The sequence below is a fragment of the Streptomyces sp. NPDC046379 genome, assembly GCF_055587785.1.
Window position 1 is genome coordinate 42,221 of the sequence record NZ_JBVJFP010000025.1, and the last position, 12,914, is coordinate 55,134.

The 12,914-nt window shown below is 71.6% G+C and carries 11 protein-coding genes; 6 read left to right on the forward strand and 5 right to left on the reverse strand.

Annotated features, from left to right (window positions below; all coding sequences use genetic code 11):
• Window positions 1-163: 163 nt before the first annotated feature.
• Window positions 164-1,225, forward strand: coding sequence for a LacI family DNA-binding transcriptional regulator (locus ACZ6KF_RS31025; protein WP_356635225.1), 1,062 nt, complete (start codon window positions 164-166; stop codon window positions 1,223-1,225).
• 323 nt (window positions 1,226-1,548) lie between these two features.
• On the forward strand, window positions 1,549-1,803 hold the full coding sequence (locus tag ACZ6KF_RS31030) for a Ku protein (protein ID WP_469241414.1): 255 nt from the start codon (window positions 1,549-1,551) through the stop codon (window positions 1,801-1,803).
• Window positions 1,804-2,301: 498 nt separating this feature from the next.
• Here ACZ6KF_RS31030 and ACZ6KF_RS31035 read toward each other — a convergent pair whose 3' ends face one another.
• The 5 genes from ACZ6KF_RS31035 to ACZ6KF_RS31055 all read right to left on the reverse strand — a co-directional run bounded on the left by ACZ6KF_RS31035 (window position 2,302) and on the right by ACZ6KF_RS31055 (window position 7,373).
• Entirely contained in the window at window positions 2,302-2,637 is a 336-nt protein-coding gene (locus ACZ6KF_RS31035; protein WP_469160377.1) for an STAS domain-containing protein, read from the reverse strand.
• Entirely contained in the window at window positions 2,634-3,929 is a 1,296-nt protein-coding gene (locus ACZ6KF_RS31040) for a PP2C family protein-serine/threonine phosphatase (protein ID WP_469160376.1), read from the reverse strand. The genes ACZ6KF_RS31035 and ACZ6KF_RS31040 overlap by 4 nt, the downstream gene beginning before the upstream one ends.
• A complete protein-coding gene (locus tag ACZ6KF_RS31045) occupies window positions 3,929-4,732 on the reverse strand; it encodes an alpha/beta fold hydrolase (RefSeq protein WP_356635231.1) in 804 nt (267 codons plus the stop codon). Before ACZ6KF_RS31045 ends, ACZ6KF_RS31040 begins: the two co-directional genes overlap by 1 nt.
• A gap of 532 nt (window positions 4,733-5,264) precedes the next feature.
• Window positions 5,265-5,930 carry a LysE family translocator gene (locus tag ACZ6KF_RS31050; protein WP_356635233.1) on the reverse strand — a complete coding sequence of 222 codons (666 nt, stop codon included), beginning with the start codon at window positions 5,928-5,930 and terminating at the stop codon, window positions 5,265-5,267.
• Window positions 5,931-6,803: 873 nt separating this feature from the next.
• Window positions 6,804-7,373, reverse strand: a complete 570-nt coding sequence (locus tag ACZ6KF_RS31055) for a hypothetical protein (RefSeq protein WP_469179089.1) — start codon at window positions 7,371-7,373, stop codon at window positions 6,804-6,806.
• Window positions 7,374-7,626: 253 nt separating this feature from the next.
• Between ACZ6KF_RS31055 and ACZ6KF_RS31060 the strand changes: the two genes are divergently transcribed.
• The 4 genes from ACZ6KF_RS31060 to ACZ6KF_RS31075 all read left to right on the forward strand — a co-directional run bounded on the left by ACZ6KF_RS31060 (window position 7,627) and on the right by ACZ6KF_RS31075 (window position 12,870).
• Window positions 7,627-9,075: a PP2C family protein-serine/threonine phosphatase gene (locus ACZ6KF_RS31060; RefSeq protein ID WP_469241395.1), complete on the forward strand. Its 1,449-nt coding sequence runs from the start codon at window positions 7,627-7,629 to the stop codon at window positions 9,073-9,075.
• Window positions 9,076-9,078: 3 nt separating this feature from the next.
• Window positions 9,079-9,456, forward strand: a complete 378-nt coding sequence (locus ACZ6KF_RS31065) for an STAS domain-containing protein (protein ID WP_469179085.1) — start codon at window positions 9,079-9,081, stop codon at window positions 9,454-9,456.
• A 194-nt stretch (window positions 9,457-9,650) separates the two neighbouring features.
• Window positions 9,651-10,802, forward strand: a complete 1,152-nt coding sequence (locus ACZ6KF_RS31070; RefSeq protein ID WP_469179083.1) for an acyl-CoA dehydrogenase family protein — start codon at window positions 9,651-9,653, stop codon at window positions 10,800-10,802.
• Window positions 10,803-10,806: 4 nt separating this feature from the next.
• The gene (locus tag ACZ6KF_RS31075; protein WP_469179081.1) at window positions 10,807-12,870 is read left to right on the forward strand and encodes a SpoIIE family protein phosphatase; all 2,064 of its coding nucleotides are present in this window, start codon (window positions 10,807-10,809) and stop codon (window positions 12,868-12,870) included.
• Window positions 12,871-12,914 lie beyond the last annotated feature (44 nt).

The following is a 12,914-nucleotide window of genomic DNA, read 5'->3' on the forward strand; positions in this document are numbered from 1 at the left end:
TGACGCGATGCGACGCTGCGTTTTTACATCGATGTACATCTGGCTGTAAAGAGGTCCCGTACGACCGGCTGACAGCCGGGTGCCGGGCCCGCGAGGCCTGCCTTCAGGTGTGCCACCGGGACGGGACATAGACTCGGTGGCGGCGAGGGGCAGGGAGGGCGCGGTGGCACGACCCAGCATCAAGGACGTCGCACGGCACGCGGGCGTGTCGGAGAAGACGGTCTCCAATGTGATCAACGACTACGTCCATGTCTCCGACCGCACCAGACGCGCGGTCCAGGAGGCGATAGAGCACCTCGGCTACCGGGTGAACCTGGCCGGCCGTCACCTGCGCAAGGGCCGCACCGGCATCATCGCGCTGGTCCTGCCCGAGCTGGACCTCCCGTACTTCGCCGAGCTCGCCCGGCACGTCATCCGCGAAGCCGAACAGCGCTCCCTGACCGTGCTCATCCACCAGACCGGCGCGGACCGGGCTCACGAACTGGCGGCGCTCACCGGGTTCGGCTCCACCTTCGTCGACGGCGTCATCCTCAGCCCGCTCGCCCTGACCGCCGACGACCTCACCGACCGCCCGCGCGGCGCGCCCCCGACCGTGCTCCTCGGCGAACTGGTGGAGGAGGGCGCGGACCATGTCGCCATCGACAACGAGAAGGCCGCGCGCGAGGCGACCGAGCATCTGATCGGCCTCGGCCGCCGGACGATCCTGGTGGTCGGCGGGCGCGACGAGCCGGGCCACGGCACGGCCCAGGCCCGCACACGCGGCTACCGCGCGGCCCTCGCCGAGGCGGGCATCGCCTTCGATCCGGCGGCCCTGCTGCGCGTGGCGTACTTCCGCACGCCCGACGGCGCCGAGGCGGTGGCCCGCGCCCTCCGCGACGGCGTCCGCCCCGACGCACTGCTGTGCCTCAACGACCAGATGGCACTGGGCGCGTTGCGCACCCTGCACGAGTACGGCCTCCGCGTGCCCGAGGACGTCGCCGTCGTCGGCTTCGACGACGTCGAAGGCGGACGCTTCAGCATCCCCACGCTGAGCACGGTGGCACCCGACAAGGCGGCGGTCGCCAAGACCGCGGTGGACCTGCTGCAACGCCGCATGGACGAGGCGTCGGGGACGGCCGGGGAGAGCGACGCCTCGACCGCCGACCGGCCGCCCCGCGACCTGCGGGTGCCGCACCGGCTCGTCCTGCGGGAGAGCACCGAGGGACGCCGCGGCACCGGCCGCTGATCAGGAACGCTAGGACGGACCCGGCGCGCCGGCTCTGACGGCACGCCCCGGCGCTCGTCACCAGGTCTTCGCCGACGGAGGCGGGGCGATCGCGATCCCGGCGATCCGGCGCAGGTCGGTCGATCTGTTGCGGATCCTGAGACTTCGGCGCGCCCTCGGACGGCACCGGCTTCTCGTGCTTGCGCTGACCGGCGTGCTGGGCCTGCTCGCCGCCACCCCCGCCGCAATCTCCCCCCTGGCCCCCGGCGCGGAGGCCGCCGCCACCTCGCCCGTGCCCTCCGGGGCCGCGGCCTTCCGTCCCCCCCACTGCCACGGGAACGCCACTGCGAGAGGGAACAGGCCCGCGTCCCCAACCAGATCGGCGAGGGCTACCACCTCCAGCCCTCCAGGTCGCGGCCAAGCCCTACAAACTCCTCGTCCAGGCGCTCGGCCGCTCCAGCAAGGCGGCCGTCGCCAAGTACGCCTGGAGCGGGCGCGAACGCCTCGGCCTGCTGCGGGTGCGCGGTGACGTTCTCGTGCTGCACTCCATGCGCTGGCCGCGAGATCCGCGTCCCCAACCTCACCGGGCAGTAACCTGACGAACTCCTGCCGCCCCCGGTGGACGTGCCGGACGAGGAGATCGACGGCGCGTTCGCGCTCATGGACACCATGACCGTCGAAGACCTCAAGCACCTAGGGCGGCGACCTGGTGCGCCGTGCTCTGCAGCTGGCGAGCACCGTCCTCAGCTCGCTGACGAGGTACGGACGCCGGTAGGAGGCCGAGGTGGCCGAGACGACCAATCGCCCAGGTCGGCGGGAAGGACCCGAGACGGGCGAGGGTGAGACCCGGCGGGAGCGGATCACCTCCGGCCTACGGAGATGGTCCGGGCGCCCGCAACCGCTGAGACTGGCCGAAGCCGACGTCATGCCAGCGCGTCTGCTCGGCCGCGGCGGCGCGGCGAGGCCTGTTCCGTCCGAACCGTCCGCGTCTGCGTGAGCCGGCGTTCGTCCGGTGGTCTGCCGCACGGGCGCTGGGTCTTCTCGATGCGCAGCGATCACTTCCCGCGAGTCCTGCCCCGCCCGCCCTGTGGTCCGGGTCAGGACGTGGCGGCGTCGCTGTCGGGGTGGAGGGCGAAGAGCTGGTCGAGGCCCACCATGTGCAGGACGCGCAGTGTGGGGGCGGGGACTGCGGCGAGTGCGATGTCGGCTCCGGCGGCGTGGGCGATGTTGCGCGCGGCGATGAGGGCGGTGAGGCCGCTGGAGTCGCAGAACTCCATGCCGCCGAGGTCCAGGATGAGGCGTTGGCCGGGGTTGATGGCGAGCCGGGTGAGCAGGTCGCGTAGTTCGGCGGCGCTGTTGTAATCGAGTTCGCCGGTGATGTGCAGGAGGGGACCGGTTGTGGCGTCTCGTGTGGTGATCTTGAGCGGGGTCATTCGGCGAGTTTCGTGGTGTCAGGGGCGGGGGCGGGGGCGGGGGTTCCGAGGGCGAGGAGGGCGGTGTCGTCGTCGAGTTTGTCGCCGAAGTCGTCCAGGAGTTCGGCCAAGGCCTGGATGACGGCGGGTGCGGGTTTGCCGGCGTGGCGGGCGGCGAAGGTGCGCAGCGCTTCTGCTCCGTACAGGTCGGTGCGGTCTTCGCCGGTGCGGGCTTCGGTGAGGCCGTCGGTGTAGAGCAGGAGGGTGTCGCCGGGGTCGAGGACGGTGTCGGTGGCGGTGAAGGGTGCGTCGGGCAGTACGCCGACGAGCAGGCCGCCGGGTGTGGGCAGGAAGTCGGCTGTGCCGTCGGCGCGCAGGACGAGCGCGGGGAGGTGCCCGCCTGAGGCGAGGCGGACGGTGGCTCGTCCGGTCGTGGGGTCGGGTGCGACGACGCCGAATATGGCGGTGCAGTAGCGGGGGTCGCCACCGGTGTACCGCTCGTGGAGCACCTTGTTGAGGGTGGTCAGGGCGGATACGGGGTCGGGATCGTGCAGGGCGGCGGCGCGCAGGGTGTAGCGGGTGAGCGAGGTGACCGCGGCGGCTTGCGGCCCCTTGCCGCACACGTCGCCGAGGAAGAAGGCGAACCGTGTGCCGTCGAGGCGGAAGAGGTCGTAGAAGTCGCCGCCCAGCCGGTCGGGGGAGGCGGTCCGGTAGTGGGCGGCCGACTCCAGCCCGGGTGCCGAGGGCAGGGTGTCGGGCAGCAGTGACTGCTGGAGCACGGCGAGGGCGTCCTGGAGCCGGGCGCGGTCGGCCTCCGCCTGCCGGCGTGCTTCCTCGGCCGCCCTGCGGGCCCGCAGGAGTTCCTCTTCGTAGGCGCGGCGGTCGCGGGCGTCGAAGACGGTGGTGCGGATCAGCAGGGGTTCGCCGGTGGCGCCGTATTTGACCGCGGAGGAGACCAGCACCTGCATCCGGTCTCCGCCGGCCTGTTTGATCTCCAGGGCGATGCCGCCGATCTCGCCCTGCATCCGCAGCAGCGGCGCGAAGTGCGTCTCGTGGTACAGCTTGCCGCCCACGGTCAGGAAGTCGGTGAACCGCATTCGGCCCACCACCGCTTCCCGCTCCAGACCGAGCCAGCCCAGCAGCGTGGCGTTGATCTTCGCGACGGTGCCGTCCATGAGCGTGGACAGATACCCGCACGGGGCGTTCTCGTACAGTTCCTCGGCGCTGTCCTCCAGCAGCGCGGTGAACGCCGCATTCGATTTCTCCACGCCGTCCGTGCTGTAGGGATCGGGCTGCTGCCCGCTTCGGCACATCAACGCAGGCCCGCCAGGAAGGCGGTGATCGCCTCGTTGGTCGCCTCCGGCGAGGACAGGTGCGGGCAGTGTCCGGTGGCGTCGAGGGTGACCAGCGTCGAGCCGGGTATCGCGCGGTGGACGAAGGCTCCGACCTCGCGGGGAGCGATGACGTCCTGGGTGCATTCCAGCACCAGTGTCGGCACCTGCACGGTCTTCAGATCGTCCCTGGAGTCCGACAGGAACGTGGTCCGGGCGAAGACGCGGGCGATGTCCGGGTCGGTGGCGCAGAAGCTGTTCGTCAGCTCCTCGCCGAGTTCGGGCCGCTCCGGGTTGCCCATGATCACCGGCGCCATCGCTGCCGACCAGCCCAGGTAGTTCGACTCGAGCGATTCCAGCAGTTCGTCGATGTCCTCGGCGCCGAACCCGCCCCGGTACCCCTCGTCGTCGATGTACCTGGGGGAGGGGGCGACCATCACCAGAGCCCCGATGCGCTCGGGAGCCATGCCGGCGGCCAGCACGCCGATCATCGCGCTGACCGAGTGGCCCACGAACACCGCGTCGCGCAGGTCCAGCGCATCACAGACCTCGACCACGTCCTGGGCGTAGCCGTCCAGGGAGGCGTAACGTTCCTCCGAGAACGCCGACAGGTCCGAGCGGCCCGATCCCACGTAGTCGAACAGCACGACCCGGTAGTCCGCAGCCAGTGCAGGCACCGTCAGCCGCCACATGTTCTGGTCGCAACCGAACCCGTGGGCCAGCACCACCGCCCGTCCCCGCGGGTTTCCGGTGACCGTGACGTTGTTCCTGCGGACGATATCCATGTCCCCACCCTCTCAGACGCTGCGAACGGCTCCAGGGCGGCCCCCACACTCGTCCGGCCCTGGGGGTCTTCTGCATGCTTGGGCTGTGTGAGGGTTGTGAGGGAAGGACCACGGCCCCCAATGGTTCGGGCGCTCCCCAGGCCGGCTCGGAGTGAACGACGACACAGCCCTGGCAGCTCTGTGAGGTCACCGGACGACCTCGCCGGCCCGGCTGTCGAGGGCGCGCATCGGGCCGACGAGTTCGATGATCCCTGGACAGCACCAGATTGACGTGACGTACATGAGCACGGTCCCGGATGCATCGGGTCGGGACGGTCCGTGAATGAGCGCGGAGGCAGGCGACACGGCCGACAGGCGGAGTCGATTTACTTCCTGCTCATGTACGTTGCGTTCATCTGGTCGGCCTCACAGCCGTCCCTTGTGAACCGTCCATCAATCCCTCTGTGCGGAGGGATCGTTGGGAGCAGTACGCAGACTGGTCGACGCCGACACGGGCGAGCCGGTCCCCTATGCGCCTTCCTCACCCGCCGTCTCAGGAGGCCGCGACACCGACACCGATGGCGACGAACAGCCAGCCGGTTGTCAACTCCCAGCGGTGGCGGATCTTCGGCCGGGCGAGGAGGTCCCGCAGCCGCGAGGCAACGGCGATGAGGGCGAACCAGTAGACGACGCCGATCAGGACGTCGAGGACGCCGAGGAAGAGGATCTGCCGCGCGACCGAGGCGCCGCCGTGCACGAACTGCGGCAGGATGCTGAGAAAGAACAGCGCCGCCTTCGGGTTGAGCACATTGGTGAGCAGGCCCTCGACGAAGCCGGGCCGCCACCCGCCGCGAGCCGGCTCGTCCGGCACCGAGGCGGCGGCAGGCCCCTCCAGGCCGTCTGCCGCCGCTGTCTCGGCGCCGCGCTCGCGGGCGGTCATCCTGGCGGCCCGAACCGCCCGGATCCCGAGGTACACCAGGTAAGCCGCGCCGAGCAGCTTGACGGCGTCGTAGACCATGGGGGAGCGGGCGGCGATCAATGACAGCCCCGCGACAGCCGCGAGCATATGAACGCACAGCCCGGTCTGGGCGCCCAACGCCGCGGCCCGTCCCTTGGCGGGGTTCTCGGCGGCCGAGCGCACCACTACGAGGAAGTCGGGGCCGGGAACCACGTAGGCCACCAGCACCACCCCGAGGAAACCCGTCAGGTCGACCGACATCCGCGTTCCCCTTCGCTCGCCCCGTGGCCCCTTCGCCGCCGAGGGGTTCGTCAGGGAACGGTTCCCGGCCTGCCCCGTCCCACTCGGAACCGTGAGCGCTCGCCTGCCAGCACCGAGTCGACGGCCCGCCGGATGCACCAAGGCTCTGTCCCGGATGCTCGTCCGCCACGGCCGGCAGTGGCGGGACCCCGGCCACCTCGCCGTGGGCCCGGCCGTCTCCAGCAACAGGCCCGCCTGCGGGTGCACGGCATCGCGCACCCCGCGAGCCGCGCCGGGGCGGCCACAGGGCAGGCCGCTGGCCGGACCGTGCCTGCGCGAGGCGGTCGGCCTGTGCCGGTGGGCGGTCCCGTCGAGGGCGCGGCGGCGCACCCGCTCGCCCTGAAGCGATGGTCGGCTCTCCGGGTCGCGGTCGGACCAGGACGGCTTCGGCACGCACGGCCCAGTGACGACCGCGGGGTCGTGCCCGCAGGGCGTGCCGCGGTGCTCGCCGGGCTTTCCCACGTCCTCGGGCCCATGAGCGTCAGGGCCATGGGCGCCCCGTAGCGGCAGATGGACGCGGAAGGCAGACAGGACGGGGAGCGATTGCAGCCGTCTCGCCGCCCGCCCCGCCCTCATACTGTCCGCCGCCCCGCTTGACCCCGACGACTGTCTCGACACCCGTCTGCCGAGCCGAGGGCTGACCTCCGCGGACGCAGACGTCGCGGGGATGCCGGGCGGGGGAGGCCGCTCATGCCGGCGACGGTGCCCGCAGCCGCTCCGCGACGTCCCGGAAACAGGCGTCCCCTCGGCGGCGGCCACGCCGTGCGCCGCCTGGTGGGAGGCCGGGCGGAGTGTCGCCGTGCGCCGTCCGGCCCCGCGCCACGAGGTCTCTTGCTAGTGCATGAGGTGGGTGGTGGAGTGGACGCGTTCCCAGATGCCGGGGATCTGCTCGGTCGGGCGCTGCTGTTCGCCGTGCAGGGCGTTGAGGACCACCAGGCATCCGGTCAGCGCCGGGACTGCCCACTGGGCGTAGGCCAGTTGCCGCCGTGCTTTTTCCAGGTCGACGGGGTGTTGCTGTGCCTTCTCGGCGTCGGCGGGGTCTGTGGAGGAGGCGAGTTCGATCTTCTTGCCCAGGACGCGGGCGTAGGCGGTGGCGGCCAGGGCGGCGGCGGTGACGACGGTCTTGGCCGCGGTGGAGCCGCCCACGCCCTGCTGGGTGGCGACACGGTGGGCGTTCGCGGCCAGCAGTCCGCCGCCCCCGAACAGGTGCGCGCCGATCGCGGCGGCGTTGACCGGCGTCCACTTCGCCCACCCGGCCGCGGAGATCCGGTCCGTGGTGGACTGTGTGCCGTCCGCGTCGTGCGCGGCGCCGTTGAGGCCGATCGCGCCCATGAGCGAGCCGCCGAACCAGGCGGCCAGCCCCAGGTCGTGCAGGCTCCGGATGAGGGTGTTGCGCTCGGACATGACAGCGCTCCTTGAGCAGTGTGATCGGGCAGGCCGGTACGCGGCCGGGTATGTCCCACCCTCCCCGGGCGGCGGCCGCGCTGCCATCGCGACTGCGCCGGACGGGCGTCGCCCGCGCCTCACTGCTCCCGCACCGGGCGCGGGCTCGACCGGTGAAAGCTCATCGGCAGGCGGGTTCCCCCGCTGCCGTAGGGTCGGTGGTCGAGGACTGGGCGCCGGGACCGGTTCCGTCGCGGAAGACAGGAGCTGAGCGATGGCAGGTGCGCCTGAGGTTTCGCCGGGTGAACCGCGGCTGAGGCGGGTGACGCCGGACGAGGTGGAGACGGCACGGATGGAGGCGGTGCGCCGCTACGACATCCTCGACACGCCGCCCGACGGGGCGTTCGACCGGGTCGCGGCGATGGCCGCCCGCCTGTTCGACGTCCCTGTGGCCAGCGTGACGATCGTCGACGCCGACCGGATCTGGTTCAAGGCCATTCACGGCCTGGAAGGGGTCGAACAGATCGGCCGGGACCCAGGACTGTGCGGGTCGGCGATCATGCGCGACGACGCGCTGGTGATCCCCGACACCCTCACCGATCCGACCGCCCGCGCCAACCCGCTGGTCACCGGTCCTTTGGGGATCCGGTTCTACGCGGCGGCGCCGATCATCACCGTCGACGGCCACCGGCTGGGCACGGTCAACATCCTGGACACCAGACCGCGTCTGGTCACCGAAGCCGACACCGCCACACTGGCCGACCTGGCCGCGGTGGTCCTGGACGCCATGGAGCTGCGGCTTTCGGGCCTGCGGCTGCTGCGCGAGGAGCAGGAACGCCGCAGGGGGGAGGAGGAGGCGCGGGCGCGGGCCGAGCGGGACACGGAGGCGATCACCGCGTTCGCCACCACCCTCCAGCGCACCCTGCTGCCTCCGGCGCTGCCGCCGGTTCCGGGGCTGGAGCTGGCCTGCCACTACCAGACCGACTCGCCCCGGGACGTCGGCGGCGACTTCTACGACGTCTTCTCCCTGGGCGGACAGCGCTGGGCGTTCTTCCTCGGGGACGTGTGCGGCAAGGGCGCCGAAGCCGCCGCCGTCACCTCGCTGACCCGCTACACCCTGCGCGCGGCAGCCCAGCACCACGACGATCCCACCGAGGTCCTCGACACCCTCAACAGCGCCCTGCTGCTCGATCCCTCGATGGGCAGCCGGTTCTGCACCTGCGTCTTCGGCACCCTGCAGCCCGCGCCGGACGGCGGTTTCACCGTGACCGTGGCCACGGGAGGCCATCCTCCCGCCTTCCACATACAGCACGGGGACGACGGCGCGATGGCGGTGAACGGGGTACGTCCCAGGGGAGGCATGCTTGTGGGTGCACTGGAAGGCGCCCGGTTCGCCGCCCACACCTTCCACCTCGCCCCGGGCCACGGCCTTCTGCTCTACACCGACGGGCTCACCGAGACCCGCCTGCCCGACGGGACCATGCTGGGTGAGGAAGGCGTGGCCGCCTTCCTCACCACCCGCATCACCCCGGACGCCGGACGCCTGATCGAGGACACCATCGCCCTCATCACGGACCTGCCCACCGGTCCCGGTGACGACATCGCCCTGCTCGCGCTGTCCGTACCCCTGGCCCCGGCCACCGAGCAGACAGCCGCCGTATCCACGGCCCGCACCCTCGCCACGCCCGCCGTCGGCACCGCCCGCGCCGACCAGGAGCGCTGACCCGTGACCGACGATCTCACTCTCACTCTCACCACCACCCACACCGACGGACGCCTGGCGGCCCTCCGCGTCGGCGGGGAGATCGACACACGGACCGCTTCCGCCTTGCGCAGGGAGGCACTGCACGTCATCGCCCGAGGACACCCGCACCTGATCCTCGACCTGACCGGGATCACCTTCTGCGACTCCTCCGGCTTCAACGCCCTGATCGGCATCATGCGCTGCGCGACGGCCGCGAACGGCTCCCTGACCCTGGCCGCGGTCCCCGACCGCCTGTCCCGCCTGCTCGATCTCACCGGCCTGAGCACCATCATGCCGTCCTACACCAGCACCGAGGCCGCGATGAACGCCCGACTCCCCACCACGCCCGGACCCGCCTGACCCGGCCCGTCCAGCGGCCACACCGATCCGTCCGGGACCGACGGGCGGCCGCGGTGGCCGTGCGGGTCACGGCCGGGTACGCCGTAGGGTTGCACATTCGTGGGCGTCTGGCAGAAGTGCGCCGAGAGGATCATCATGCCCGCGGACGTCGTCACCGGGCCTATGGAAAGTAACGGAGTGCAGCGGTGGTGCGAGTGGAACTCGGGACTGCGGTGTCCATGGCGCGGGAGATCGGTGAGCAGGTCCTGGCCCCGCAGGCGGGGGCCGTGGACGAGGAGCGAAGATGGCCGGAGCAAGGTATGGCCGCGCTGCGGTCCCGGCTGGGCGGGCTGGTGGTGCCGGCCGAGTTCGGGGGAATGGGGCACGGGCTGCTGGCGGTCGCGCAGGTCGGCGAGGCGACGGGACGGGCCTGCGCCTCGACGTCGATCTGCTTCGGTATGCATCTGGTCGGCTCGGCGGTGATCGCCGCGAAGGCCGGCGGCCGGCAGCAGGAAGCCTATGTGCAGCCGATCGCTGCTGGTGAGCATCTGACGACTCTGGCTCTGTCCGAGCCGGGGACGGGCGGAGAGTTCTGGCTGCCCCAGCTGCGCATGGAGCGTGTGCCGGAGAACCGGCTGCGGCTGACCGGAGCGAAAAGCTTCGTCACCAACGCCGGCCACGCGGACTCCTATGTCGTCTCGACCCTGGCCGCCGGGCCGGGCACGCCGCCGGGGCAGCTTTCCTGCGTGGTGGTCGACGCCACCGTGCCGGGGCTGGAGTGGGGGCCGCCGTGGCAGGGTTTCGGTATGCGCGGCAACGCCTCGCGAGGGCTGGAAATGCGTGGTGTCGAGATTCCCGACTGGTGCCTCCTGGGGGAGGAGGGCGACGAGATCTGGTACGTCTTCAATGTCGTCGCCCCCTACTTCCTCATGGCGATGGCCGGCACCTACCTTGGAGTGGCCGCGGCCGCCCTGGAGGAGGCCCGCGCCCACCTGCTGCGGCGCAAAGGGACACGCACGGGCCGGGCCGCCGCGGGCCAGCCGGTGGTGCAGCACCGACTGGGCACGATGTGGGCCCGTGTGGAACGCACCAGGCGGCTGATCTACCACGCCGCCGCCGAGGCGGAGATCGGATCCCCGGAGGCTCTGCTGGGGCTGGCCTCAGCCAAGGCCGAGGTCGCCGAGGCCGCGGAGGCCACCGTCAATGACGCCCTGACCCTGGTGGGCGGGATCGGCTACGGTGAGCACTCGTCCCTGCACCGCCTGCTCCGGGACGCCCGCGCCGCGCACGTGATGTCTCCGGTGACCGATCTGCTGCGGGTGTGGACCGGCAGAGCCCTGCTCGACGAACCGCTTCTCGAGGGCTGACACCATGGACCAGGGTCTGCCCCTGCTGCTGTTCGTCGACGTCCCGCCGGAGACGGCCGACGCCATCACCGCCGAACTGGCCCCGACGTGCGAAATCGTCCGGACCACGGCCGAGGACGTGCTGGCCCACACCGGCGGAACCCCCGGCCGGCGTCGGCCGACGGTGGCCGTGATCGGGGAGACGGTCACGGCGCCTGTCGGCGTCGTCCATGCCCTGCGGCCGCACCCCGCGGACCTGGCAGTCGCGGTGACGGCCGTCCCTGCCACGAGGCAGAAGCTCGCCGTGCTTCCGCTTCTGTTCTCCAGCGATGTCGTCCGCCGCGTGGAGGGCAGCCAGGCAGCGCTGCGGATGCCCCAGGTGGTGAGCGTCCTGCTGCAGCAGCTCAGTCACCGTCGTGCGCACGCCGCGGCGCAGGCCGCGGCCCAGCAGCACCTGTCGTCGAGCGTGTCGATCGACCGACAACTGGGGGAGCGGCTGCTGGGACAGTTCCTGTCCCAGGCTCCGATCGGTGTGCTCATGCTGGACGGTGACGCGGTCATCGCCTGGAACCCCCGGGCCGCCGACATCCTGGAACTGACGGAGCCGGATGCGCTGCACCGGCCGGTGACCGACCTGTTCCCCGAGGACCAGCGCGCGGTACTGCACCGCCACCTGGCCGCTTCGGGGCCACCCGGTAATGCCGAACCGGATGCGGTCTTCGAACGCATCCGCGGCGACGGGACCTCCCAGGCCCTGAGCATGGCCGTGCGGCAGGTGGTGGACACCGAGGGACGCAGCCGCACTCTCGCCCTCACCGAGGATGTCACCGACCGTCTGCACGCCCAGCGCAAGCTCGCCGAACGCACCAGCCACGCCCTGCTCACCGCGGAAGTCGCGGCCGCCATGACGGCGTCGGGGCCACTGGAGGAGCGCCTGCACCGGTGCGTGCGGGCCGCCACCGACCGCCTGGGCGCCGACCGCGTCTGCATCTGGACCCTGAACACCCACGGCGAACTGCTCCACGTCACCTGCGCCGAGAACGACACCGAACACCCCGACACGTCCCTGTGCCGAACGGCTCAGCGCACCCTGGTGGAACAGGTCGTCGCGGCACGCCGCCCGCACCTGGACGTCCCACCCCACACCGACCCGCACGCCTCCCAACCTTCCGACGGCCGCGGCCTGTTCGCCGGCTTCCCGCTCATCTCCGGCGGGGAGCTGCTCGGCGTACTGTCGGTGACCACCCGCCTGGCGGTGCCCGGCTCCGTCCTGGCCACCCTGGAGAACATCGCCGACCAGATAGCTGTCGGCACCCAGCAGGACCGCCTGCTCAACCGCCTCAGCGAGGCGACCCGTGCCCTCGAACGCCCCCTGCTCCCACCCCGACTGCCCGACCTTCCCGGCTTCGACCTCGCCGCCCGTTACACCCCCTTCAGCCAGGGCCTGCACATAGGCGGCGACTTCTACGACGCCTTCACAGCCCCCGACGGCCGCCATGTCCTGGTCCTGGGAGACGTCTGCGGCAAAGGCCCCGACGCAGCCGCCATCACCGGCCTGGTCCGCCACACCCTGTGGACCGCCGCCCAGCACACCAGCGACCCCACCCACGTCCTGAGCCTGATCAACGCCGCGCTGCGCCGCCAGAACACCCCCTTCTGCACCCTCGTCTACGTGGTCATCGACACCACCCACACCCCCGCCCGACTCCAGATCGCCGGCGCCGGCCACCCCGCGCCGCTCCTGCGCCGAGCCAACGGCATCACGGCACCGCTGGAGACACGGGGCCCCCTGCTGGGCGTACTGGACACTCCACGCCACCCGATCACCGAAGTGACGCTGGAGACCGGCGACACTCTGGTGCTCTACACCGACGGCTTCACCGAAGGAGCCGGCGCCGAGGATCAGCGGACCCCGGAAGACCTCGCCGCCATCGTCGACTCCCTGCCGCCGACCGAAGCACCGGATCCCGCCGGCAACATGGCCACCGCCTTGATGGACGACGCCCACCGCTGGTGGGGCGAACGGCTGCGCGACGACCTCGCCGTCCTGACCCTGACAGCAACCGGCGATCCACGACCTGCCCGGTGAAGCCGTCCGTATCGCCGTCTGCTTTCCAGCACTTCTTCGACGTC